Origin of the sequence: Paraglaciecola mesophila KMM 241, assembly GCF_000315015.1 — a bacterium.
GTDB lineage: Bacteria > Pseudomonadota > Gammaproteobacteria > Enterobacterales > Alteromonadaceae > Paraglaciecola > Paraglaciecola mesophila.
On record NZ_BAEP01000011.1, the window covers coordinates 1 to 25,833 of the forward strand.

Annotated in this window: 25 protein-coding genes and 1 pseudogene; 12 read left to right on the forward strand and 14 right to left on the reverse strand. The window is 44.7% G+C overall.

Going from position 1 to position 25,833, the window contains the following annotated elements:
- The 5 genes and pseudogenes from GMES_RS03410 to GMES_RS03430 form a co-directional block, all read right to left on the reverse strand.
- Positions 1-255: pseudogene (locus GMES_RS03410) on the reverse strand (methyltransferase); the annotation flags it as partial.
- A 157-nt stretch (positions 256-412) separates the two neighbouring features.
- Positions 413-2,023 carry a bifunctional phosphoribosylaminoimidazolecarboxamide formyltransferase/IMP cyclohydrolase gene (gene purH, locus GMES_RS03415; RefSeq protein WP_006991172.1) on the reverse strand — a complete coding sequence of 537 codons (1,611 nt, stop codon included), beginning with the start codon at positions 2,021-2,023 and terminating at the stop codon, positions 413-415.
- A gap of 99 nt (positions 2,024-2,122) precedes the next feature.
- A complete protein-coding gene (gene fis, locus GMES_RS03420) occupies positions 2,123-2,416 on the reverse strand; it encodes a DNA-binding transcriptional regulator Fis (RefSeq protein WP_006991173.1) in 294 nt (97 codons plus the stop codon).
- 29 nt (positions 2,417-2,445) lie between these two features.
- Positions 2,446-3,447, reverse strand: a complete 1,002-nt coding sequence (gene dusB, locus GMES_RS03425; protein WP_039986432.1) for a tRNA dihydrouridine synthase DusB — start codon at positions 3,445-3,447, stop codon at positions 2,446-2,448.
- A gap of 311 nt (positions 3,448-3,758) precedes the next feature.
- Positions 3,759-4,064, reverse strand: a complete 306-nt coding sequence (locus GMES_RS03430) for an Mpo1-like protein (RefSeq protein ID WP_006991175.1) — start codon at positions 4,062-4,064, stop codon at positions 3,759-3,761.
- Between the two features lie 166 nt (positions 4,065-4,230).
- Between GMES_RS03430 and GMES_RS03435 the strand changes: the two genes are divergently transcribed.
- On the forward strand, positions 4,231-5,076 hold the full coding sequence (locus GMES_RS03435; RefSeq protein WP_006991176.1) for a tetratricopeptide repeat protein: 846 nt from the start codon (positions 4,231-4,233) through the stop codon (positions 5,074-5,076).
- Positions 5,077-5,170: 94 nt separating this feature from the next.
- Here GMES_RS03435 and GMES_RS03440 read toward each other — a convergent pair whose 3' ends face one another.
- Entirely contained in the window at positions 5,171-6,055 is an 885-nt protein-coding gene (locus tag GMES_RS03440) for a LysR family transcriptional regulator (protein ID WP_006991177.1), read from the reverse strand.
- A 131-nt stretch (positions 6,056-6,186) separates the two neighbouring features.
- Between GMES_RS03440 and GMES_RS03445 the strand changes: the two genes are divergently transcribed.
- From GMES_RS03445 to GMES_RS03490, 10 genes are all read left to right on the forward strand, one after another.
- A complete protein-coding gene (locus GMES_RS03445) occupies positions 6,187-6,837 on the forward strand; it encodes a peroxiredoxin-like family protein (protein ID WP_006991178.1) in 651 nt (216 codons plus the stop codon).
- Between the two features lie 87 nt (positions 6,838-6,924).
- Positions 6,925-7,608 carry a haloacid dehalogenase type II gene (locus tag GMES_RS03450; RefSeq protein ID WP_006991179.1) on the forward strand — a complete coding sequence of 228 codons (684 nt, stop codon included), beginning with the start codon at positions 6,925-6,927 and terminating at the stop codon, positions 7,606-7,608.
- Between the two features lie 180 nt (positions 7,609-7,788).
- Positions 7,789-8,715: an alpha/beta hydrolase gene (locus GMES_RS03455; RefSeq protein ID WP_039986435.1), complete on the forward strand. Its 927-nt coding sequence runs from the start codon at positions 7,789-7,791 to the stop codon at positions 8,713-8,715.
- An 18-nt stretch (positions 8,716-8,733) separates the two neighbouring features.
- On the forward strand, positions 8,734-9,333 hold the full coding sequence (locus tag GMES_RS03460) for a pentapeptide repeat-containing protein (RefSeq protein WP_006991181.1): 600 nt from the start codon (positions 8,734-8,736) through the stop codon (positions 9,331-9,333).
- A gap of 729 nt (positions 9,334-10,062) precedes the next feature.
- Positions 10,063-10,407, forward strand: coding sequence for a hypothetical protein (locus GMES_RS03465; RefSeq protein ID WP_006991182.1), 345 nt, complete (start codon positions 10,063-10,065; stop codon positions 10,405-10,407).
- A 683-nt stretch (positions 10,408-11,090) separates the two neighbouring features.
- A complete protein-coding gene (locus GMES_RS03470; protein ID WP_006991185.1) occupies positions 11,091-11,513 on the forward strand; it encodes a hypothetical protein in 423 nt (140 codons plus the stop codon).
- A gap of 26 nt (positions 11,514-11,539) precedes the next feature.
- Positions 11,540-11,755, forward strand: coding sequence for a TIGR02450 family Trp-rich protein (locus GMES_RS03475; protein ID WP_006991186.1), 216 nt, complete (start codon positions 11,540-11,542; stop codon positions 11,753-11,755).
- 264 nt (positions 11,756-12,019) lie between these two features.
- On the forward strand, positions 12,020-13,699 hold the full coding sequence (locus tag GMES_RS03480; RefSeq protein ID WP_006991187.1) for an ABC transporter transmembrane domain-containing protein: 1,680 nt from the start codon (positions 12,020-12,022) through the stop codon (positions 13,697-13,699).
- Entirely contained in the window at positions 13,692-14,720 is a 1,029-nt protein-coding gene (locus tag GMES_RS03485) for an efflux RND transporter periplasmic adaptor subunit (protein WP_006991188.1), read from the forward strand. The genes GMES_RS03480 and GMES_RS03485 overlap by 8 nt, the downstream gene beginning before the upstream one ends.
- Positions 14,720-16,126, forward strand: coding sequence for a TolC family protein (locus GMES_RS03490; protein WP_006991189.1), 1,407 nt, complete (start codon positions 14,720-14,722; stop codon positions 16,124-16,126). Before GMES_RS03485 ends, GMES_RS03490 begins: the two co-directional genes overlap by 1 nt.
- A gap of 39 nt (positions 16,127-16,165) precedes the next feature.
- On the opposite strand, the gene GMES_RS03495 is transcribed toward GMES_RS03490, so the two are convergent.
- From GMES_RS03495 to manD, 8 genes are all read right to left on the reverse strand, one after another.
- A complete protein-coding gene (locus tag GMES_RS03495; RefSeq protein WP_006991190.1) occupies positions 16,166-16,612 on the reverse strand; it encodes a DUF2798 domain-containing protein in 447 nt (148 codons plus the stop codon).
- 97 nt (positions 16,613-16,709) lie between these two features.
- On the reverse strand, positions 16,710-18,062 hold the full coding sequence (gdhA, locus tag GMES_RS03500; RefSeq protein WP_006991191.1) for an NADP-specific glutamate dehydrogenase: 1,353 nt from the start codon (positions 18,060-18,062) through the stop codon (positions 16,710-16,712).
- Between the two features lie 64 nt (positions 18,063-18,126).
- Positions 18,127-18,513, reverse strand: a complete 387-nt coding sequence (locus GMES_RS03505) for a GreA/GreB family elongation factor (RefSeq protein WP_006991192.1) — start codon at positions 18,511-18,513, stop codon at positions 18,127-18,129.
- A 172-nt stretch (positions 18,514-18,685) separates the two neighbouring features.
- Positions 18,686-19,126, reverse strand: coding sequence for a GreA/GreB family elongation factor (locus GMES_RS03510; RefSeq protein ID WP_226990239.1), 441 nt, complete (start codon positions 19,124-19,126; stop codon positions 18,686-18,688).
- Between the two features lie 263 nt (positions 19,127-19,389).
- Positions 19,390-20,337, reverse strand: a complete 948-nt coding sequence (locus GMES_RS03515) for a hypothetical protein (protein ID WP_006991195.1) — start codon at positions 20,335-20,337, stop codon at positions 19,390-19,392.
- Positions 20,338-20,340: 3 nt separating this feature from the next.
- Positions 20,341-22,113, reverse strand: coding sequence for a sodium:solute symporter family protein (locus GMES_RS03520; protein WP_006991196.1), 1,773 nt, complete (start codon positions 22,111-22,113; stop codon positions 20,341-20,343).
- A 12-nt stretch (positions 22,114-22,125) separates the two neighbouring features.
- Entirely contained in the window at positions 22,126-23,265 is a 1,140-nt protein-coding gene (locus tag GMES_RS03525) for a Gfo/Idh/MocA family protein (protein WP_006991197.1), read from the reverse strand.
- 51 nt (positions 23,266-23,316) lie between these two features.
- A complete protein-coding gene (gene manD / locus GMES_RS03530) occupies positions 23,317-24,534 on the reverse strand; it encodes a D-mannonate dehydratase ManD (RefSeq protein WP_006991198.1) in 1,218 nt (405 codons plus the stop codon).
- Positions 24,535-24,735: 201 nt separating this feature from the next.
- Here manD and GMES_RS03535 point away from each other — a divergent pair, with 201 nt between their 5' ends.
- The gene (locus tag GMES_RS03535; RefSeq protein WP_006991199.1) at positions 24,736-25,749 is read left to right on the forward strand and encodes a LacI family DNA-binding transcriptional regulator; all 1,014 of its coding nucleotides are present in this window, start codon (positions 24,736-24,738) and stop codon (positions 25,747-25,749) included.
- Positions 25,750-25,833: the final 84 nt, after the last annotated feature.

Sequence of the window (25,833 nt, forward strand, 5' to 3'; positions counted from 1 at the left end):
CTGGCCCTTTTCCTTTAATAGCGGAGCAAGAATATTACTGTACCAACCACCGCCAGGCGAAATCTCGGCTACTGCCATGTCTTCCTGAACTTCAAAGAAGCGAAGAGTTTGCTGCGGATGACGGTATTCGTCACGTAAACGTTGTTCGGTAGGGCGCCCTTCATCGGCTAAAGCATCGATAAGGGCATCGGCTTGAGCAAAAGAAGAAGCTAATAACGTAATAGAACAAACTAACTGCGTGGCGCGCTTAAACATGAGCAAATCCTGTAATGAGTCTTTAAACGGACCTAGTGTAGCGTTTTTTTACGCAACACTAAATATCAAGTAGCTTAAACCTATGTCGTAAATCTGCTCAAATCAGCGAAGAGCGATGGAAGAAACAACGCGCTTCGCTTGCGATTAATGCAGATAATTAATGGCGGAAGTGACGCATACCAGTGAATACCATGGCGATACCATGTTCATCCGCTGCGGCGATAACTTCATTATCACGCATAGAACCCCCGGGCTGTATGACTGCGCTGATCCCAGCTGCGGCAGCGGCATCAATACCGTCACGGAACGGGAAGAACGCATCAGAGGCCATTACAGAACCTTCTACTTGTAAACCTTCATCAGCTGCTTTAATACCCGCGATTTTGGCTGAGTAAACACGGCTCATTTGGCCTGCGCCGACACCGATTGTCATGCTGTTTTTGCAATATACAATAGCGTTAGATTTAACGTACTTAGCGACTTTCCAGGTAAACATTAAGTCTTTCAGCTGTTGCTCAGTCGGTTGTACTTTAGTGACAACGGTTAAGTCTTCCATGTCAACCATGCCAAAATCACGTTCCTGAACCAATAAACCGCCGTTTACACGTTTAAAGTCGTAGCCGTCAGTTAACTGGCCTTGCCAATCGCCGCACGCTAGTAAGCGAAGGTTCTTTTTCGCGGCAACAATCGCGACAGCTTCATCGCTAACGCTAGGGGCAATGATCACTTCTACGAACTGGCGGTCTACAATCGCTTGCGCTGTTGGGCCATCTAATTCACGGTTAAAAGCAATGATCCCGCCGAATGCTGAGGTTGGGTCTGTTTGGTAAGCGCGGTTGTATGCTTCAAGTATGTTGTCACCTAACGCTACTCCGCAGGGGTTAGCATGCTTAACGATAACGCACGCAGGCTCTGCAAACTCCTTCACGCACTCTAATGCAGAGTCGGTGTCGGCGATGTTGTTAAACGACAGCTCTTTGCCTTGTAACTGAGTAGCGGTGGCAACGGAGGCCTCTTGAATGTTGTTTTCTACGTAAAATGCAGCATCTTGATGGCTGTTTTCACCGTAGCGTAAATCTTGTTTTTTGCTCATTTGTACATTGAATGTACGGGGGAATGCACTGTGTACATGGCCGCAATCGTCAGCGCAGCTATCGCCGTGCGCATCGGACTCAATCATGGCGCCGAAATAATTGGCGATCATGCCGTCGTATTCAGCTGTGTGTTCAAATGCAGCGATAGCTAAATCGAAACGTGTATTGGCTGTTACTGAGCCATTATTGGCTTGCATCTGCTCGGTAACACGGGCGTAGTCTTTAGCGTTGACTACGATAGTCACATCATTATGGTTTTTGGCTGCAGCGCGCACCATAGTTGGGCCGCCGATATCAATGTTTTCAATCGCATCTTCAAGGCTGCAATCATCATTGGCAACGGTGGCGGCAAAAGGATAAAGGTTCACCACGACTAAATCGATTGGGTTTATGTTGTTTTCAGCCATCACTGCTTCATCTTGGCCGCGACGCGCAAGAATGCCGCCGTGAATTTTTGGATGCAGGGTTTTTACACGGCCGTCCATGATTTCAGGGTGACCAGTATAAGCAGATGCTTCGATAACGGTTAGCCCGTTGTCTGCTAATAATTTGGCTGTACCGCCGGTCGATAAAAGCTCAACGCCTTGCTCGGCTAAGAAAGTGGCAAATTCTATAATGCCAGTTTTGTCAGAAACGCTTAATAAAGCGCGGCGAATAGGTTTTTGAGTCGTCATAGTGTGTTTATCTTCTAAAAAGGATTAACAATGATGCCAGGGGCGCGAAGTATAGCGCATACAAAAAGAGCACCCTAGGGTGCTCTTTCATTTTTTTGCTTAGTTCATGCCGTACTGTTTAAGCTTCTTGCGTAGCGTGCCACGGTTGATGCCTAACATGATTGACGCGCGGGTTTGGTTTCCGCGAGTGAAAGTCATGATTTCTTCTAACATTGGCGCTTCAACTTCGGCCATTACTAGTTCATACAAATTTTCGATATCTGTGTTGTCTAGTTGCTTAAGGTACTTATTCACTGCTTGTTTTACAGAGTCACGTAAAGGCTTCTGTGCCTGTGTTTGTGAAGGAGTCGTTACCGTAGTGGTAAAAGGAGAAGTTACATTTTGCTCGAACATATACAATCTTGCTCTTTAGTTAGTCATCGTTAGGCAGCAGGTGATACGAGGTGAGTCGTAGATTCGCCTGCCAAGTGGTCAAAATAATGTGCCAATGAATCGAGTTGCTCTGCAGCATCATCAATCGCATTGAACCTAGCTCGGAACTGCCGCTCACGGTCATGTTCCGCTAAATACCAACCCACATGTTTGCGGGCTATCCGCGCTCCCTTAAATTCACCGTAAAATTGGTGAACATTGGCTACGTGCGCCATTAATACATTGCGCACTTCACTTAATGGGGGCGAAGGCAGTATTTCGCCAGTTTGCAGAAAGTGTTGAATTTGGCGAAATATCCAAGGGTTACCTTGGGCACCTCGGCCTATCATCAACGCATCTGCATTGGTGTATTCCAGCACGTGTTTTGCACTGTGCACGCAGGTAATATCACCGTTAGCAACGACGGGTATCGACACGGCCTGTTTAATGGCTTTAATGGTGTCGTACTCAGCGTTACCTTTGTACATACAGGCCCGGGTGCGACCATGAACTGCTAAAGATTGAATACCGTTTTGTTCGGCGATCTTTGCAATTTGCACCCCGTTGCGATTGTCCGTATTCCAACCTGTGCGTATTTTTAACGTTACCGGAACCTGCACCGCTTCGACCACTGATTGAACTATTCGCTCAACCAATTGTGGATCTTGCAATAGTGCAGAGCCTGCCAACTTCTTATTTACTTTCTTAGCCGGACACCCCATGTTGATATCAACAATTTGGGCACCGTTGTCCACGTTAAACTGTGCCGCTTGAGCCATTAATAATGGATCAGCGCCAGCAATCTGAACTGCGCGGATCCCTTTTTCACCTACATGATCCATACGTTGCTTGGATTTACTTGACCGCCATACATCAGGATTAGACGACAGCATTTCAGATACCACCAAGCCTGCACCCATGCGTTTGCATAATTGCCGGAAAGGCCTATCTGTCACACCTGCCATAGGCGCCAGAATCAAATTGTTTTCAAGCTTGTAAGGACCAATCTGCATAATTCAAAACGCGAAATCGCGCAAAAACTGTCCGGTTTGCAAAAAAGGGCGGCAAGTTTACGGTTTTTTTACAGACTTGAAAAGGCTATATTTTGAACAAATTGTCAGTTTTTTTAACGTTTTGGGCTTGACACTTATAGAACATGGCAAATTTCCCATGTCCTCACTTTATGCTGAGTGATATCTGAGCAGCTGTGTAAATTAAATGTAGCCGAACTGGCAGGGATGTTACACAGAAACCCTACCATTACTGGGGTTAAGAGGTTGTGATGGCAAGAGCAAGATAAGATTGAGAGAAGGTCGAAAACAAATTAAAATTTAATTTTTCCCGTGAGCATGTCTTTGAACATCACCCAGTCCCCTAGGAAACTATAAAAAGGGTAGGTAAACGTGGCGGGCTTATTGTGTTCGTAGAAAAAATGCCCAACCCAAGCGAAACCATAACCTAATACAGGAATAAGCCACAGCAGGGCAAATTGAGCAGTCAACACTGCGTATATAATGGTGAAGATAATCAGACTAGAACCCACAAAGTGTAACCGTCGGCAAACAGTGTCTTGATGTTCACTTAGGTAATAAGGATAAAAATCAGCAAAGCTTTGGTATTTCTGTGGCACGGGGTTTCCCCTTCATTATATGTTCTAATAAACTAGACGTTAGCACGGGCAATATTGGTGAGATTGTCTAATAGGCGACAGTCTTGCCTTTTCAAAGGTAGAAAACGACTTGAGTTTGGCGTAAACGACCCCACCATTTGTTCATCATTAGCATAAGAGATTTAACATGCAAAATAGCGTAGACATTACCATTGAGAATTTTCAGCAAGTCATCTTGCAAGAATCAGCCACCAAATTGGTTATGGTTGAATTTTGGGCTCAAGGTTATGAGCCTAGTGAGCAACTAGCGCCAGTATTGCAAGCGATTGCGAGCAAACAAGGTGAAAATTTATTACATGCTCGAGTGGATTGTCAGGCACAGCCAGATATTACTGCGCAATTTGGCGTGCAAAACCTGCCTACGGTTATGTTGATTAAAGATGGACAACCTGTTGATGGCTTTGCCGGTGTTGAAAGTGAAGCGAATGTTCAAGCCATGTTAGATAAACACTTACCTAAGCCTCAAGACGAGTTATTTGCCCAAGCCACTGCCATGGCAGAGCAAGCCAATTACCAAGAAGCGTTTACCCTTGTGAAGCAGGCGTTCGATTTAGACCCTAACCGAGCTGATATCAAGTTGCTCTTGGCGGATTGCCAAGTAGAAGTAGGGCAGGTGAATCAAGCTAAAGAAATATTAGCGACCATTGGCTTGGTGGATCAAGACGGATATTACCGCGCTATTTTGGGTAAAATTGAATTGGCCGAGCAAGCAGCTGAGTCTCCCGAAATTATTGCTTTACAGCAAGCACTGGAAAGTGACCCAGATAACCTAGATTTAAAAGTGAAATTGGCAGTGCAATTGCGTCAAGCTAATCAAATCGAAGAAGCATTAGGCTTGATGCATTCTGTTTTATTGAAAGATTTGAACTTTGAAGATGCTAAAAAGTTGATGTTAGATATGATCAATGCTCTGCCAGATGGTGAGCCTCTTAAATCTCAATATCGCCGTAAGGTTTATAGTCTGCTTTATTAAAAACAGGTAAATTCAAAATACCAAGGATTGTTTCCTTGGTATTTTTTTGTCTGTTTTTCACCGTGCTATGGGTATTTCAGGACATATTGCGGGTCTAGCAGTGGCTGAAAGCCTGCTTTACAAATTCGAAGAAGGCTTCGGCTTTACGGGTTGCTAAACTATTTTGCGGGCGTAAAAACCACACTGGAGCTTCTGGCGAAGCAAGTACGTTGGGCAATACTTCAACTAATTCCCCCGTTTCGATGCAGCGCTTAATCGCAATTTCCGATTTTATGCCAATGCCGTGACCCGCACGCAGGGCTTGGGTCATGTTGTCAGAATTAGAAATGGTAAACCGAGTTTTGGTATTCAAGGCAAATACGCTGCCATCATTATGTAAGAGTTTAAGCTGTTTTTGCCATGGCAGGGCGACAAAACGGTGCTCGGTCAGTGCTTGTACGTCGATAATAGGTGGGTGTTGTGCTAGGTAATGGGGCGAAGCACATAAGATCCGCTTGTTATTCACTATTTTGCGCGCCAGTAATCCTGAGTTTGCAAGGGTACCCACCCGAATAGCGACATCTTGGGCGTCGTCCACTACATTAACGAACTGATCAGTCACCAGAAAATCTAAAATAACGTCAGGGTATTGCTGCTCAAATGTGACTAGGTTAGGCAGAATATAAATCGAAAATATCCAAGGTGGCAGTGTCACCCGCAATCGCCCGCTAATCGCATTGTCTCTGGCGCCAATGGCAAACTCGGCATCATACAAGGCAGCTAAAATATCTCCCACACGTTGATAAAACTCTTCCCCCTCGGCCGATGGGCGCACATTCCGGCTATCTCTAAATACTAAAACAGTGCCCAGAATGCGTTCAAGTTTAGACAGTCTATGGCTGACTGTGGCCGGGGATATGTTCAAAGCGCTGGCCGCAGAAACCACACCTTTGTTTTCCACTATGGCGATAAAGGTTTCTAACTCATTGATTGTGTACATTAAGAGGGCCGATGTTTGATAATTCGAAAATATTAAACCATGCTTTCGGTTTTACCTGCTAGGTTTTAATTTGTCTAACCCCATATCTTACCCATACACAATGAACATTGTAATTTAAGCAGGAGACAATCATGTCGTTACAGGCACAAATAGCCGAATACGAAAAACAGAAGAATGCCACAGCGCCCAAAGACGTCTTGAACGTCATGGCCTTAGCTACTAGTGACTTGATGGCGACGGGTATTTCTTCTGATGCCTTGCAAGTGGGGGATTACGCGCCTGATTTTAGTTTACCAAATGTGCATGGCGAGCTCGTCACGTTAGCTGAAATGCTAGCCCATGGGCCGGTGGTGTTAAATTTCTATCGCGGTGGTTGGTGTCCTTATTGCAACTACGAGCTTCGAGCGTTTGAAGAAGTGCTGGAACGCATCGAAGATTTAGGCGCGCAGCTGGTGGCGGTATCGCCTGAAACCCCAGATAACTCACTCACCACCAAAGATAAAAACGAGCTGTCTTACGCTGTATTGTCAGATGTGGGCAACAATGTGACGAATGACTATGGCTTGGTATTTAGCCTAGATGAGCGCTTACGCCCTATTTATGACCAGTCTGGCGTGGATCTTCCCGCTTTTAACGGTGACAACACCTTCAATCTGCCTATGCCTGCAACGTATGTCATCAACCAAAGTGGTCAAATTGTATATGCGTTCGTATCTGAGGATTACACTAAGCGATCTGAGCCGTCTGAGGTCGTAAAAATTTTAACTACACTTGATAACTAACCAGAGTACCTATTTATGCACTTAGCAAAACGAACGCGGTTGCTCACGCTAACCTTTCTTTTCTTTTCATTATTAGGAGCGAATTTTATGGCTCATGCAGCCCCCAAACCTAAAGTTATTATTTTCGATGTAAACGAAACCCTTCTCGATTTAGAAACCATGCGCACCTCAATTGGTAAGGCTTTGGATGGTCAAGAAGAACTAACGACCTTGTGGTTTTCAACTATGTTGCATCATTCACTCGTGACTACAGTGACAGGGGACTACCAAGATTTCGGTAAAATTGGCGTAGCGGCGTTAATGATGGTGGCGCAGAACAACAATATCAATATTACCGAAGAGCAAGCGGTAACGGCGATTAAAACACCACTATTATCTTTACCTGCTCATCCTGATGTTAAGGCAGGTTTGACCGCTCTTAAAGCGCAAGGATTCAAAATTGTTAGTTTGACCAATTCATCTAACAACGGTGTGGAGACTCAGTTTAAAAATGCTGGCTTAACGGATTACTTCGATAAGCGCATGAGCATTGAAGACATTAAAGTCTACAAACCTGATTTGCGTTCATATGCATGGGCGCTTGAGCAATTAAACGTTAAACCTGAAGAAGCCTTAATGGTCGCTGCCCACGGGTGGGGTATAGCCGGTGCAAAGGCTGCAGGGTTGCAAACTGCGTTTGTAGCGCGCCCAGGAAAAGCGCTTTATCCATTGGCGCAAAAGCCAGATTATATCGTGAAAGACTTGAGCGAATTGGTTGAAATATTAAAGTAAGCTGATGGCATAACGTCAGGTGTTTATCCATACACACCTTCAGGCTAAAAGTATTTTTTACGCCCCCTAGTGACTCGCAGCCCTAGGGGGCTTTTTCGATCGTGTATGCATTTTTGCGCTTTCCAGCAGCGTAATTGTCTTTATACTCGAGGTAGGTTAAACCTAAAAAATAATAATAAAATGCAAAAAATATTCGTGGGGATACTACTGGTCGTTGTGGGATTGCTCGTGTGGCTTGGGGCGTGTTTATTACAAGACAGTCGAAGCACGGGCTTAGCTATTTTTAACAATACACTTAAACTGATTGACCCCATCACAGTCAATTATGATATCGCCTTTGGCGATGAGTCTTGGCAAACCTTAGATGTGTACCCAAGCGACAACTCTCACCCAGTGGCGCCGGTTATCGTATTTATTCACGGTGGAGGTTGGAATTGGGGTGACAAGTCCATGTATTATTTCGTTGCTCATGCATTTGTCTCACGTGGTTACACTGTGGTTATTCCTGACTATGTAAAATACCCTGAAGGTCACTTTCCCCAGTTTATAGAAGATGGTGCAAAGACACTTGTTTGGGTAAAAGAAAATATCTCCCGTTACAACGGTAACCCACAACAAATCTATCTCGCAGGGCATTCAGCGGGCGCGCACACCGGCGCGCTACTAATGACGGACAAACGCTATTTGGCTGACGTCGGCATGTCGGTTGGGGATATCAGCGGCTTTGCAGGCATAGCTGGGCCTTATGCGTTCACCCCGGATTCACCTGAATATATCGCCACCTTCGGTGAAGAGAATTTTCACACAATGAAAGCCACCAGCCACGTTGATGGCAACGAGCCACCCATGTTGCTGTTACATGCACGGGGTGACTCGGCCGTGGGTGAATTCAATCAACAACAGTTAGCACAAGCCCTACAACAAGCACAGCAGCCAGTGCAAACACGGTTGTACGGTGAAGGTATTAATCACATCAACATATTATTAAAGCTTCATCCTTGGTTCGCAGGTAGTGTCGATACTGGCCATGACATTGACGAGTTTTTCCAATTGCTCAGTACGCAGCAATTTAACGAGCAGCGGCCTGTCTCTCAAGGGCTCGATTAATAGGTGTAGCTAACCGAAGTGGATAATCTATTGGAAACCGAATATTACGATGACGACATCGATTATCAGCACCCCTTAGCCAGTGAATCCTGTTGGGAAAGCGCGAGATTCGAGCAGTGCAGGTTCAAAAAGCTTGATATGAGCGAAGGGAAATGGCGCTTTTGTATATTTGATGAATGTGAATTTATTGACTGTGATTTGTCGCTTCTGATCTTAAACAATAGCCAGTTTCACAGTGCCATTTTTATTCGCTGTAAATTGTTAGGTGTTGACTGGACGCAAGCAGATTGGACTACTCATTTGGGAAAACCACCAAAATTTAAAGACTGCATACTCAATTCAGGTTCTTTTTTTGGATTAGCCCTGGGCGCAATACAGCTCCTTAATTGCATAGTGCATGACGTCGACTTTACTGAATCCAGTTTGGTTAAAGCGCGTTTTATAGGCAGTGAGTTAAATCAAAGCCGCTTTTATAATACGAATTTAACTTCAGCTGATTTCACTCAAGCCCAAGGCTATCAAATCGACGTGAGACAAAATCGTGTAGATAAGGCTCGTTTCTCCCGCATTGAGGCGTTGGGATTGTTGGGAGCATTAGGGATTGAGTTAGTAGATTAGTCGAGGGTATTTTAACGAGATTTTCATGTGTATGGGCTCGCCGCCACTACAGCATGCACTCTGAGTTATCTATAGGCTGCACACACAGGAGCCTAGGAACTGGAGCATTAGCCTAGTGCCCTTGCGTCGCTCTGCGTCTAACACTTATGATGACCCCTAAGCTTATTTTATATCCCTCTCAAGGCGTATGCTGCACGAACTCGAAAACGTTTTTCTTCAACAGCTGAAATTTTTTGGAGTCATTTCGCACACCCGAAAGATGGTGCGCAGCGCCAAGGGCTTTTCAATCTGCTGAAAATCATGCCCTCTTAATCTCACCGTATACCTGATCTATGGCAGGTGATCGGCATTGTTCTGTGGTTTCTACATACATTGTCTAATCGTTAACCATTTGGGGTTGTGTTACTTTCTGCGCCTTAGAGACGGGTGCTTATTTTATGTAGCGATAAGGCATAGAAAGCATTCAATTACATCGTCAGTAGTTTTTATCTGACATGTGTAAAAAACTCTCAATTTTTCAGGAAGATACAGGCCTGTTGATGATTAATAATAGGTGGGATAAGCAGTGAAGCAGTCGTTTATTTTTCTTTATCTTTATGATTCAAAACAGATTTTTAATTGGTGAGCTCCTTATATAGCTTTCTGGCTTAAAAGGTATCGATATTGCAAATACTGTTTTAGCGCAAGGCCTAAGGTCTTGTTTAACCATTAATTTTAAAGAGAGAAACCATGAAAACCTTATTGTCATTGACCACAGTAATCACTTTAGCCGCTGGTGGCTTTTTATTGAATGCGCAGGCTGACGAGAGTGTTTCCACCTCAAATACCGCAGCAATGTCGGTAATGCCTGTTGAGCTACAACAGTTAGAGGCAAAATTGACCGGCATGCAATATGACTTGTCAGACCGTAATACCAAATTGCGTGTTCAACGCGCCGCTTATTATTTTGGTATAGCGCGCAAACATGCTGATTCAGGTTGGAGTAAAATGGCTGCCGAACAAGCAACACGTGGTCTGTCATTGCTTAAACTAAGTAATATGCAATACTTGCAAAGCGCTAACGTGCAAATGTAGTTTTCGTTAACTCTTTGGGCTGCGAGCCTCAAGCGCAGCCTGGTCGGTCTGTATTTTAGATATCTATGAGCTTCGCTCGCCCTTAGACTGCAGTTACAACTAGGATTGTATCGAACGCATCCATTACATTTCGCTTCTCGAACAAATATCGCTCGCTCTTCGAACTGGCAGGTAACAGCATTCCTCAAGGTAAGCAGTGTCTACTCTTCGCTAGCGTTGCAACCCCGTTCACCGTTTTCCATTGTGTTATCCCTTTCTGCTAGAACCCATGGCGACGAGCTCGCAGCACCTTACCTGTTATAAAGGACAAACAATTTACAAACAGTTAATCGGAGTAGAAACCCCAGTTAAAGGCTTTTTTGAGACTACGCGCAAAATCGCCGTATTCGTTCAATAAGCGGCGCTACTAGGGATAGTGCGAGATTACTTTGGCGAACCTATCGCTGAGCTTCGAGCGCCAAACCACGGTGTAGTGTTGATGCTTCGAAACGCGCCGCCAGCACACAAAGGGGCAGCTTTAATAACCCTAGGCGTCCAATAATTCTCTGTGAAGTGCAAATGATATTTGCATTTCAGAGCTTACTAATCTCAATATGAATTCCATGTTTCATGTTATCTTTGCTGGCATAAAATGAGTTTCGAAGATGTTTTCGTTGCTTGATGATGCTTAAAAGGGTTGCGTGATGATTAACACCAAAATATACAAAGCGGTTTATGGCCTATCTGAAAAGCTGATGGCGGCTGCTAACAAGAACGATCAGAAGGCGTTTGATCGTCTGTACGATGAGTTGAAAGCACTTTGTCTTGAGCATCAAAATTCCAACAAAGATCATCCCGAACAGTGGGAAACACTAGCCGATTTCACCGAAGACGTTAGTGATGCTGTGCCTATTTACCAAAAAGCGTTAGACAAGGCGACAGCGATCAACTCAAAGGACCATATGTCGTCTATCGGTTATTCGATGGCTAAACTGCAAATAGAGTTGAATCGCACCGGGGAGGCTATTAAGAACCTACAGGCAGCGAAAATCAGTGCCAATAAAATCGAAGATAAAGAGCTCAAAGCAGAAATTGATGAATTATTAGCATCGTCGCTCATTGCTTAATTAGATACTTAGTTAAAGGGCCGTAGATGCATCAAATTAATCCTAAAAAGTTACTCAATAGTAAATGGACGGCGGTAAGGCCTCAGAACAAAGAAAAGCACTTCATTGTCTCTGAAATGGAGTTCGATGAAGAAGGTGCAGTTTTAATCTGCTGCATTGAGGCTGTAATGACGAAACGCGCTATCTTTATAGATTGGCAGGAATTAAAAAACACCAGCCAATGGCACCAAGGTTGGAAATAACGTACAGTGCCCGCGATATAATTTGTATATTTAAAATGAGCCAAATTGCTCTCCTTCACGTAAAAGCGCGTTAGATATCAATCAGTTTTATATGCTCAGCAGCGATAATCCATTTTAATTTTGCGAATAAATCAGTAAGCTATCTAGCGTGAATTTGGTACAAGTTACCTTTCACTGTAGAGTTTTCCTGTGATAGCTCAGTTTTTATAAAGTTAACAACATTGAAATTGACCGTGTATTGACGCCATAAAAGACGAGCCCAAAATGTCCTCCAAAAATATTGACCTAGTTAACTTACGCCAAACCTTGTTTGCGCTATTAAAACCAGAACGTTCGTTTTTTGCTGTCGTCATCGCCTATAGCGTTGTTATTGGTCTGTTGACGTTAGCGGTGCCGATTGCAGTTCAAACCTTAATCAATACCATCGCCAATATCGCGTCAACACGCGCGGTCGCCACGCTTGCGATTGTGCTGTTCAGTACCTTACTGCTTTCAGGCTGCTTTGCTGCCTTGCGCATGCGAGTCATGGAATATTACGAAAGGCGCATTTATGCGCGCCTTGTAGCCGAGTTGAGTATGCGTACAATCTTAGCCCCTCACAGCTATTTTGAAGGCAGCCAAAACACGTCGATCACTCATCGTTATTTCGATATCATGACGTTGCAAAAGAATGTTCCTAGCTTAATGGTTGACGGTATCGCATTGATACTGCAGATGATTGTCGGTTTTACTCTCGTGTCTTTTTATCATCCTTTTTTGCTCGCATTTAACCTATGCGTGATTCTGATCATGTATATCATTTGGCGGCTTTGGTCGACCCAAGCCAAAATAACAGCTGTGCGTTTATCCGAATCAAAGTACTCTACTGCAAAATGGCTGAGCAACTTGGCATCGGCTAACGACTTCTTAAAATCCTCTTCTCAGTTCGATTATGCAGGCAAGAAAACCGAGCGTTATGTGTCTGAATACGTCGACAATCATTCTCGTCACTTTACGTTCACCTTCAAGCAGGTGGTCATGTTTTTGGTGCTATATGCGTTAGCAAGCTCAGCCTTACTTGGTTTAGGTGGGTGGCTAGTAATCAGTGGGCAATTATCAATCGGCCAATTAGTAGCAGCAGAACTCATCATGGCTGCGGTATTTGTCGGCTTGTCTCGTTTTAGTCATTACCTAAAACTATATTACGAGTTATATGGCACCGCAGACAAAATTGGTGGTGCAATTAACATCCCCCAAGAGGTGTTAGAGCAAACATCTAAGCCTGCGCCAGCTGGCGGCACTCTAGAATTCAATAAAGTCATTATTAAACGTAAAAACGAATCATGCCTTATCGACAAAAAAATAGTCCAAGGGGACAAGTACTTCGTTTCGACTCAGACCAATTGGACCCAACGTACCATCGTTAATTTACTCAAACGGTATGAAGACCCCTCTTCTGGGTGGATAAATCTTGATAATAGCGATTTATCTGATTACGACACCTACGATTTACGCCAAGCCGTATTTGTTTTAGACCGTTCGTTGATTATCGAATGCACGATCGAAGAATATATACATATGTGTGTTCCCGGTGTGTCCACGAGTGAAATTAATAATATTATTGAAAAGGTAGGCTTAACGGATGTAATTAATTCCTTACCGTTAAAACTAAAAACGCCGATTTCCTCAGTGGGTACACCTTTGCAACCCCTTGAATTCATCTTGCTAAAGTTAGTCGTGGTGATGCTTTCTAAGCCAAAAGTGCTGGTGATCAACCAGCATTTCGATGCAATCCCGACCATCAGACGAGAGCGTATTTTAGGCGTTATCCAAAATACTGATTTAACCGTATTGTATTTCTCTAATGCACCGACAACAGCATTTTTCGATGGCATTATAGAGTTGGAAAGCAAAAAAGAGTCACCTGTTGATACCGTTTCAAATCAGGAGGTGGGCCATGAGTAACGCTCACAGTGATTTTATGGGCGCAATGAAAACCTTGCAAAACTTGAAGGTGCCAAAAACCCATACCACTATTATCTGGCTTGTGGTGACCTTAGTTATTGCCGCTGTGCTACTGCTAACATTCACCCCTTGGGTGCAAACCGCTTACGGTACTGGCTCCGTTAATTCTCCTGACCCTTTGTATCGTATTCAACCCATCTCGGCATTGCTTAATGGTCAAATTGAGCAATGGCACGTAAGAGAAGGAGATAACGTCAAAGAAGGACAGCCTATCGTGACCCTAGTTGACGTGGATTCAGACCGACTTGAGAAGCTTCGATCACAACAGGTTGCCGCCAATCAGCGTTATGTGTCCAACAAACTGTCAGTGCAAAACGCCCTAAGTAACCTTTCCCGCCAGCGGAAACTACTGCAAGAAGGGCTAGTCTCACAAAAAGAAGTTGAAGCGGTTGAGATCGCCCTTGAAAAGCTAAAGGCCGAAGCATCAAAAACAGAAGAAGACCTTGATACCCTTAAGATGACATTGGCCCGTCAAGAAACGCGCACCAAGTATGCACCAATGGACGGCACGATTGTCAGGCTTCAATCTGGCGGCAGTGCAACTTATGTGACTGCCGGCAGCATTTTAGGCTGGTTTGTTCCCGCGAATGTTGAGCGCCAGATTAGTATCAAAATTAATGGTCTGGACGCAGCATTAGCCACCAAAGGCAAAAAAGTACGTATCCAGTTTGAAGGTTGGCCAACTTTCCAATTTAGTGGCTGGCCTGGCTTGTCAGTAGGCACGTTTGAGGGTGTGGTGTCGTTCGTTGAACCAGTGGCAGATCAATTCGGTATGTTCACTGTATGGATTGCCCCTGTAAATACAACCGTGGCTTGGCCAGAACACGAAAGCGCACGTTTAGGCAGCCGCGTAAGGGCGTGGATCCTCTTAGAAGAAGTTAGGTTAGGGTACGAGTTATGGCGACAATTAAACAACTTCCCTCCCGTGCGTTCCCAAGAGACGAGCGAGAGCTCAACCTGATGTATGTTTCTGTGATAAGTGTTTTAGTTTTACTTAGCTTTGCTGCGCCATTAGCTGCATTTACCTTGCAACAATACTTGTCGTCTGTGGCCAATAACCATCCAGAAATCCTCGCAATCGATGCCACCACAGGGCAATACGGTGCTGACATTCAGTACGCTGATGGTGCGTATGATGCAAAGTTAGAGCACAATAGTTTTTCCCGTGTAGCCGGCTATTATGATGGCCTACAAGCCTCGCAAAAATACTTAAAACCTCTTGAAGCATACAATGCGGAAGTTTTCACTGAGTACCGCATTTCAGATGGTGATTTCCCCGTGTACGAGCAAGAATACGCCACTCTTTCTGGCGGCGAAGCCTCGATGGGCGTTAAGTTGTCACTGTTGCAAGGCCGCGAAACTGATAAGAATCGTACGGCCATGGCCAGTGCGCGCCTCAAATACAAAAAGTGGGGCCAAGAATCTAAACTGGCCCAAAGCGAGTTTTATTACTCGGCCATATTGGCCTACTTGGATTGGGTCGAGGCCGTGAGTTACTTCAACAAAATAGAACAGTTAGTTACCGTTAGCATTAATCGCCAAGAAGGGATCAAAAAACGAGTAGCCGAAGGCGACGTGGCAGAGATAGAACTGTTGGAATTTGAAACCAGATTACTAGAGCGCCAATCATCTCTACTTTCAGCTGAGCGGAAAGTGCAAGCCAACATGCAAAAATTACGTTATTACATGCACAATGATCACTCAGCTAAAGTACAAGCAACGCAACCGAAAAGCGCGGCAGAAATTACCTGGCCTGCTTCATTTAACGCAGCAGTACAAACACGAAGAGTTGCTAGCCACCCTGCTTTGGCAGCCAAAGCGCTCGAAATGCAGGATTTAAAACAAAAAATGCGCTTAGCGGAAGTCGCACTTTTACCCAAGCTCGATATCGAAGCCAAGGTCGCGCGAGATATAGGCTCAGGCCCCACGTCTTTGCAAGACACTGAGGCCAAGATAGGCCTGTATTTTTCAGTTCCTTTTGACCGCACGCAAGCCAAAGCCAAAAAGAGCAGAACTCAGTATGAAATCTACGCGCTGGAATCAAAAACAAACGCATTACGTCAATCAATTGATGCAAAACTACAAGAACGTCTGGTGAATCTGTCCTATGCCAAGCGCTTGCATGATATGCAAGCCAAGCAGGTCGTATTATCACGCAAGCTGTTTGAACAAGAGCAGCGACAGTTTGAATTTGGTTCAAGCGATTTTTTTATGCTCAACAACCGAGAAGCCGATGCATTTCAAGCGGAATTAAAAGCCCTCACCACACGTATTAATGTGTTTCGTGAAGAGCTCGCAATCCTCAAAATAAACGCCGTCTTAGACCATCCATTTATTCAGCAGACGCTTAGAGCGAATGCGGGATAATCGGCTATTCGGTCAAAGTCAGAGCAGGTCGCAGCATCATTAGCTGGCTAAAAACGCTTCCATCTTGGGCTTTATTAACAACGTCATTATGGGGGAGAGTACCAAGGCAACGGGCAGGACCATCAAGTAACTAGCGAGAAAGGCTTGGCTAAATTGTTGCCAGTCGCCCAAGCCGATATTGCGATACGTTGTACTCAGCGCCATGATGGCTTCCATGCTAAGTGCCATACCGAAACCAAAAATCAGATTTTTGTATAAGCTCGATAAACCGTCAAACAAGCCTTCAATGACTTGGTGCATCACCCACATCACCGCCACACCCATAGGGAAAATCACGCACACCGCTTGGATAAACGAGAATGCCCACTGGCTTGCAAAAGCGTCACTAAAGCCAATGTTTGAATACGTCATAATGCCAGTAAACGTGCCGCCAACGAGCGTGACCATAGCGGCCACAAGCAAAATTTTCTTCAAGGTTTTATGCATAGTGTTTACTCACAATCAACCAGATCCAGAATTGAAATCTGAAACATGGATGATAAAGGTGTAGTTGATATTGTCAACTATTTTTGGGCGTTCCCTTTTAAACGACTCCTTGCTCGATCATCGCATCAGCCACACGACGAAATCCTGCAATATTAGCGCCTAATACTAGATTTCCGTCTTCACCAAATTCTTTGGCCGTTTCACTCGCCGCGATAAATATATTTTTCATGATCTGTTTGAGTCTTTGATCCACCTGCTCAAAGGTCCAGGTTTGCATACTTGCGTTTTGCGCCATTTCTAACTGACTGGTTGCTACGCCTCCAGCATTCGCGGCCTTACTTGGGCCATAGGCAATGCCAGCATTTAAAAATATATCAACAGCATCGTTGGTCGAGGGCATATTTGCTCCTTCGCTGACCAGTTGACAGCCGTTTTCTAATAACGCTTGAGCATCTTGGAGCGTCAGTTCATTTTGCGTAGCACAAGGAAAGGCTGCATCAGCTTGATAGCGCCACACTGCGTGGCCGCTTGCGGGATAATCAGCAACGGCTGTATGTTCAGCCTCAGGATAGGTTTTAAGGTACTCTAGCAAGTTGCAGCGATGGCTTTCTTTCAGTCGTTTAATTAATTTTAGATCTATTCCGCTGTCATGAAAAAGCGTACCCGAAGAGTCACTACAACTTATCGGTGTAGCACCTAGTTGATACAGTTTTTCCATAGCATAAATAGCTACGTTGCCCGCCCCTGAAACTACACAACGTTTGCCTTGCAAATTATCGCCGCGCTCCTCAAGCATATAATCAGCAAAATATACGGCGCCATAGCCAGTCGCCTCTTTTCGTACTAACGAGCCGCCCCACAACAGACTTTTGCCGGTCATTACGCCCTCGTAGCGACCTGTTAAGCGTTTGTATTGTCCAAACAGATAGCCAATTTCTCTCGCACCCACTCCTATATCCCCGGCAGGAACATCACAGGCGGGCCCTATGTGGCGATAAAGCTCACTCATAAAAGACTGGCAAAAGCGCATGATCTCGGCGTCAGAGCGTCCCTTGGGATCAAAATTAGCCCCGCCTTTAGCGCCACCGATAGGTAATCCCGTTAACGCATTTTTAAATATTTGCTCGAAGCCAAGAAATTTTATAATGCCTGCGTTTACTGTTGGGTGAAAACGTAAACCACCCTTGTACGGGCCTAACGCTGAATTAAATTCAACCCGATAGCCTTTGTTGACTTGAATATCGCCATTATCATCCACCCAGGGTACGCGGAACATAATTTGTCGCTCAGGCTCAACTATGCGCTGGATAATGGCTTGCTGTTGATAGTGATGGTTCTTTTCTAGCACTGGTTCGAGCGAGTGCAACACCTCTTCAACTGCCTGATAAAACTCAGACTGCGCCGGACTACTAAGCTTCAAATCCGTTATCGTTTGTTGAATATATGTCATTCATTACCCTCTTTATTTTGCTTTGATTGTGTCGGTTGAGCTTTCTAGAGCTTTCTAGAGCTTTCTAGAGCTTTCTACTTTCTACCTTGATAATTTCCACAGACTGCTGGCCGCGCTGGGTTTGCCATTTAATACATTGGCCTGTACTCAGTCCTATTAAGGCCGAGCCTATTGGCGCGAAGACTGAAATGCTGTCTTCGAACTTTACGCTGTCATGGGGTAAGCATAAGGTTTTGGTGAATACTTTTTGACTATCTAAAATCTTAAACGTGACCTGGCTACCAATTGCGACCACATTTTCTGGTAGGTCTTTGCACGCCACTATGGTTGCTCGGTCTAACTCATTTTCGATCGCCCGGATAGCATCAACGGGTAATTTAGATCGCTCAAGTTGGTATTCAAGTTCTGCTAAATCAGCAGTAGAAATAATAATGTCTGGTTGTTTTTCCATAATCTCTTTTCTTCGTATTAACTAAAAAAAGGGGCTCAATTGAGTCCCTTAGGTTGACTGGCTATTTTTGTTTTTCTTTGCGCTTTCTTCTTATCTTTTTCTATTTTCATGAGCTTATTTCCTCTAAAAATTTCAATACATTTACGTGTATTATTAGCCTTTAAAAGATTAATCACTCCAAGGGACTACCCTCCACATTTGCATGACGCAACAACAAAGAATTTTCTATCTCAGTCGCGCTTTGATTTACCACCATAAGCTCCCATTTGAGCTCACCACACGGCCTCTTTAACGTCACCATGTCCCCACAACGAAGACCCAATAGCGACGCACCGATCATCGAAGTAACGGACACGACACCTTGCGCCGGTTGGGGTCTTTCGGCCAACACAATTCGGACCGTTAACGGTTCATTATTGAGCATGTTTCGTAATACAACTGTGCTACCAATACGCACGCAATCTCGATGACATGCGCCTTCTCCGTCACAAAACGCCAAGCGATTTAACAGCGAAGACAGCGCCATAGGATTTAATAAAATCCGATAGCCTGCGTCTTGCAGCATAAAGTCAGGTGGACAAAGTAAGGTTTTAAACAATCTAAAAATACGCATAAGCACGGCTAATTCTCCAACCGAACTGATTACTTAAAAATGAACAAAAAGGGGATAGCTGCCGAGCGTAAGGACTACGCTCGGCTTAATTTGGTAAGGTGAGTAGGTTACTCTTTATGAAGTTGATGTTGCTATTCTTAAACATGATTTCCTCAAAGTATGTGCTCGATGATAGCTCGCTTAAAAATAAATACAATAGTCACAACACGGTATATTTTTAACACCGTATTTTACGTTATCAAATTAGTCCTAACGCCCCAGGTTTACTTAGCAATTAGATTTTTAACGGCTTTATCAACAGCCGCGTAACGCGTCGATTCAACAAATCCAATTGAAAAGCGCTGCGGGGTATTCAAGAATTTTTCTTTGTTGCTGCGACCGAAGCCGAGCACTGTCATGTAGGGACGACTAACGTAATCATCGGGGTGACTATCTTCTTGTTGTTTATCTACAGACTGCTTACTTTCTTGCTCATTGCTATTAAGAAACGCATCGTCTTCGTGGTGCAATAAATAGAACATTCGAGGTGATTTTTCATCGCCAAAAGCGAACCACTCAGGGCTGGGTAAATCCCCCTTGAATGATTCATTGATCGGGTGTGGCTGGTTATCTGCTGAGTTATACCAAAAGTCACTTTCATCCATCAGCCCGCCGGGTACCCCTTCGTACTGAACCCAGTAGTGATAACCTGCGCTCACTTGTGTCATGGTGAAATCGCATCTCTCAGGGTAGAAGTCCCACTGGCTTTGCCACTTACCGTTTCCTGAGGTAAATACAATCTGCACGTGGTGCGCGGTTTCAATGGTTACTTTTGAGGTAGAGGGGTCTGTACCTGCGTTCATGGCGTGAAAATAACTACCATCTTGTTTATGTACGGCATTTGGAAAACCCCGATACTCGCCCTTCCAACCGGAACCTTTCGCATTATTAAACCCTATCCAATCAATTCCATCAGCGTCAAGCAGGCTCGATAGCCCGCCGCCTTGCTTTTCGAGATAAAAAGTCGCGTTGGCTATTTCCACTATGTACGCTGACAGCTCGCTCGCTGACTCATCAACCCCATGAGTAAGGGTAACCGAAGTTGGGCTGGTTTTTATTGCTTCCTGAGCAGCTTGTGTACTGCTATCACCGCGCGTGTTGCAGCCAATGCTTGTTACAACGCCAGCGATGATCAGCAAGGACGCGAAATTTTTTGTTGTTAAGCTGAACATTGGTTACCCTTTTTCTACTTGAAGTGAAACTCGCTTTGGCTTAGCGCTATTTCTTAATAAATAGCCCATCACTAAAATGGTTATCGCACACAAGCCGAATACCATGCGCCCCCACATTGGGTTGGGTATTAACATCATTACGACCATACCGCCCCCCATATACATCACCATGGAGCCCAATTTGTGGCGCTGTTGTTTGTCATATTCGTCTTGTTCGAAGTCGGCAATGACTGGGGTCTCTAGATCGCTAAAGAAGCGATCTGTTCCTTCTTTATGTTCGTCTCGTTCCTCTTGGTAGAAGAACGAAGTTGCACAAAAGAACCCAGCGGTGATCACTAAGTGCGCGGCAATGGTGATCATCAAGTTAACGTCGATTGATTCCCTACGCGTAAAGGCTTGCTCTAAGCCTATCCAGTTGGCAAATACTTGTGGGGTGAATACGTTGGCCGTTAAATAAGACACAAGCATACCGATTAGCACCGTTACCCAAGGTGCCCAGTTCGGCGTTTTCTTTACGAACAAGCCGAAGATTAATGGTACGAGTAAAGGCACTTGTACCATCACCGACACGCTCATCATCAGCTCAAACAGGCTTAGTTCTTTCAATGACTTAAAGAACAATGCCACCACGATGACCAGAATACCGCTGATAAAGCTCACCCAACGACTGACTGTCAGCAGTTGTTTGTCACCCACGTTCTTTTTCTTTTTAAGCAAAAAGGGCTGATAAATACTGCGCACGAAAATACCGGCGTTTTTATTAAGAGCTGAGTCCATTGATGACATGGTGGCAGCGAATAACCCAGCGAGTAATAGGCCTACCGTACCAATCGGCATGGCATTACGTGTGAAGACCAAATACACCGCATCGGCCGCTTTGTTGCCTAATTCTGGGTATAACGCAGCCGCATCTGGGTACAAAATCGCTGACGCCCAAGGCGGTATAAACCACACGATACTGCCCACACCCATCAGGATCATGGCCAGTAGCGCTGCTTTACGGGCATTGTCTGAGTCCTTCGCGTTCAAAAACCGAAAGGCGTCGTGCATATTCATTATGGTGATCATTTGCTTGGCTAAGAAGAATATAAAGGTGCCTATTAAGATCACGCCGTAATTCATGTCTGGGCCCATCACAAAATCAGTAGGAAAGTTTTGCACTAATTCTACTGGGCCGCCCACCATCACTAAAGCAACAATGGCGCAGGCTACCGAGATAACCGCAACAATAAGGGTTTGCACAAAGTCAGATGCCACAACCCCCCACGCCCCCGACAGCACAGAAACAAACACCACGGTTAGTCCGGTCACGATTATGGTTAAAGTAATATCTGCCTCGAAAACGGCACTGGCGAATACACCTAATGCATTTAGCCACACGCCTGCGTTAATAAAGCTAAAAACGATTAATGCCCAGGAAAAGAACTGCTCGTTTTGGCTACCGAAACGCCGCTTAATGCCTTCTGTTGGGGTATCAACGCGCATTTGGCGGAAGCGCGCCGAAAAGTAAGCCCAGCCACAAAAATAAGCGAACGTATTAGCGAAAAAGACCAAGCTAATCGCAAAGCCATCAGTGAAGGCCTTGCCAGCCGCTCCAGTAAACGTCCAGGCTGAAAATTGCGCCATAAACGCCGTCGAACCAACCATCCACCAGAGCATGCGACCGCCACCACGAAAGTAATCACTGGTGGAGTTTTTCGCCATATTTTTAAAGGCAAAACCAATGCCTAGGATCAGTAAAAAGTAGCCCGCGATAACCAAGTATTCATAGAACATGAAAAGGCCTTTTTATTGAAGATGACTAACGTCAACCCAATTATCATTTTTACGAATAATATCAATAAGTTGTTGATACTGCGCCCCTTCTTTAAAGGTCTGATATGGAAGTACTTTTTCTCCACGAATATCTTTAACCAACTCTCGAATAAGGTAGCGCCAGTTCCGCTCTGTATCACCCTCGCCCTGTGGCGTGTTTTCGACGATATCATCTGGCAACGGCAACCGCGTCCAATGGTTATTGCAGTCGTAAAAATACAAAGGGCCGCTGCCATAATGACCTTTAATGTAAATAGCGCCCTTGCTGCCATAAATAACAATATGATCTTCATTGAAACGCGGATGTAAACCACCGTGCTTGAATAACACTGATACCGGCTTCTCGGCCATTGCACTTTCGAGTTTCGCCAACACCGTATATGACCATTCCACATTTGATTCACCCCATTTTAAAGATGGGTCGTTCAAATCATCAGGAATAAAGTCACGGCGTTTCTTGAAATTGTGAACCCCATCAACGATAGGTGCTCGCCCTAGGTCGTCACGCACTTCGCCCATCACCGACAATATTTTTTCGCCGATAATCGAAGTGACAATCGAAAGTTTATGGGTGAAGTTATTGTTTAGACGCCCACCGCCGTCTTCTTTACGATGTGACCAACCAAAGGGAATATCTCGCTCTAAATTAAAGTGCGATATACATTCCACCTCTAAAGGCTCGCCTATAGCACCCGCTGCTACAATCCGCTTTGCGTAAATCACATCAGGCATATACCTAAAGCTGGCAGCGAAGGCTGTTTTAACATTCTTCTTGAGGGCTAATTCATGTAACTTTCTAGCGGACTCGCCAGTAGCGGTCAAAGGCTTATCGCTAAACACGTGGCATCCAAACTCAATCGCTTGGGTAATTGCCTCCTCGTGGGCACCGCCAGGCGTGGCAATCGAGACTACGTCAGGCTTGCATTCAACCAGCGCTTCTTGCCAGTTTGTGCCAGCAAAAGGAATATTCATGTCCTTGGCGACTTGTTCGACAACACTTTGCGTTCTGCCGACAATACCTACCACCTCAGCACCGACCGACCTAAACGCATCTGCGTGGCCCTGCCCGGCGAAACCTGTACCTTGTATTAAAACTTTTATGCTTTTACTCATGCTATTTATCTCTACTTATCAAAGACTAAATTCATAATTAAAAATACTGTATTACCAATTCCATACGGTGCCGTCTTCCAACCTGCTAACCGGTAAATATGAACGTTTATAGGGGTATTCTTTCGCGGCTTCTTCGTCAAACTCTATCCCAAGGCCAGGGGCCTCGCTAACGTTTGCCAAACCGTCTTTCACTTCTACGCTGTGTTTAAAAATACGCTTGGAATGCTCGTTCCCAAAACCAACAAACTCTTGGATACCGAAATTAGGTGCCCACAAATTTAAATGCATGTGTGCAGCAAAGCACACAGGGGAAAGATCAGGTGCTCCGTGAGGTGCGGTTTTTACATTATAAATACTGGCAAAATCGGCAATACGCTTAAGAGGAGTAATACCACCAGCATGGGTAGCTGCTACACGAATATAGTCAATAAGCTGATTTTGAATCAGATCTTTGCAGTCCCAAATGGTGTTATAGGTTTCCCCAATCGCCAACGGCGTTGTCGTGTGTTGGCGTATAATTTTGTAGCTGTCTTGGTTTTCAGCGATCGACGCATCTTCCAAAAATAGTAAATTGTAAGGTTCGAGTAATTTGCCTAAACGCGCAGACTCAATAGGCGTCAAGCGACTGTGTACATCATGCAGTAAATGCACGTCGTTACCAAAACGCTCTCTCGCCTGTTTAAACAAATCCACTACCATGTTGAAGTACTTTTGCGTTGACCAATCTTCTTCTGGAGGTAACGGCCTGCTGCCTTGTAGCTCAAAGTAATCAGCCTTATCACCAAGCACGCCGTAAGTTACATTCAACCCTGGTACTGCACACTGCAAGCGTACAGCTTTGAAACCCTGAGCAATATGCTCTGCGGTTTTGTCTAAGGTATCGCCAATCGTTTCACCACTGGCATGGGCGTACAACGTCACACCTCGCCGGCTCCTGCCACCAAGCAGTTGATAAACAGGCATATTCGCGGCTTTGCCTTTGATATCCCATAGGGCCATATCAATTGCAGCGATGGCTGCCATGTTCACGGCGCCCTTGCGCCAGTAAACCCCCTTGTAAAGGTACTGCCAAATATCCTCAATATCATGCGCATTTCGCCCAATCAGACAAGGGGCTACATGCTCTTCAAGATAAGCTACAACCGCCATTTCACGGCCGTTCAGCGTTGCGTCGCCTAAGCCGAATATCCCTTCGTCGGTCATCACTTTAACGGTGACAAAATTCCGGCCTGGGCTGCAAACAAATACCTTCACTTGGGTAATTTTCAACTGACATCCTCTTATCGTCATCTTTATATAAGCTGGTAACAATTTGCTACTCACAGCATTACTGATGCGCTTTGTGTGTAGCAAAAATGAGCCTAAGTGTTCAACTAAATACCTACTAAACCGGTTTAGTTGAACAGATTAGCATAATCCCGCAATATGTCAACATACCAACCTCTACCTCATGTGTTGAATAAACAAACAATGGCAAAAGTAAAACTTATCGACGTTGCACAACTTGCTTCAGTCTCAAAAAGTACCGTATCTCAATACCTTAATGGCCGATTTGACTATATGTCGAAGGAAACCCAAATACGCATTCGCGCCGCAATCAAAGAATTGGACTATGTGCCCAATCCCATTGCCAGAAACTTGAAAGCTGACAAAACCAAAACTATTGGGGTGATTGTGCGTGACATTACCGGCTTTGATACCAGTAGAACGATTCGAGGGGTAGATGACTTTTGTAAAGGGTGTGATTACAACGCGTTAATTTACAATACAGATTTTGACCCAGAAACCGAAGCCAAATCACTCGAAGCGCTATACCAGATGCGCGTTGATGGGATCATTATTGCCTCGTCGGGGCAAAATAATAAATTAATTTCTGAATATATAGACAAGGGCATGCCCATCGTACATTTTCAGTTAGAGCACGATGGCAGTGAGAAAAACCTGATCTTGTCTGATTATCGCCAAGCCGCCTTTGATGCCACCGAATACTTAATTAAACTGGGCCATCAGCGCATTTGCTTTATGACCCAAGATTTTAAAAATGTAAAATCCAGAAATGAGCGCTACGCGGGCTATGCTGCAGCGCTTGAAAAATACGGTATTCCTAATAACCCCGGGTTAATCCAGTATTGGCAAAGAGAAACAGGTTTTGAGCACTCTCCAAAAAGCGTGCTTGAATCAGATACCGCGCCCACCGCATTTTTCACCCAACATTTGGCCATCACAACGGAACTATTAACGCATTTAAATCAAGAAAACATAGCCATTCCCGATGACGTATCCTTAATAGGGTTCGACGATATCCCCATGGCTGAATTCTTTAAAGTCCCTGTGACCGTTATCAAGCAAGAGCCCTACATCATAGGCAAAGAAGCCGCCAAGCTATTACTAGAAAACATAAATGACAAAAACAGGCACTCGCAAAAAATCATGATCAGTTGCTCAATCACCCAAAGGCAATCTTGTATAGCGCCAAAATCTTAAAAATCACTATTAATTTAATAATCTCACTAAAACGATTTATGTGGTCCGAAAGAGGCACAAAAAACCGACTAAAAAGTCGGTTTT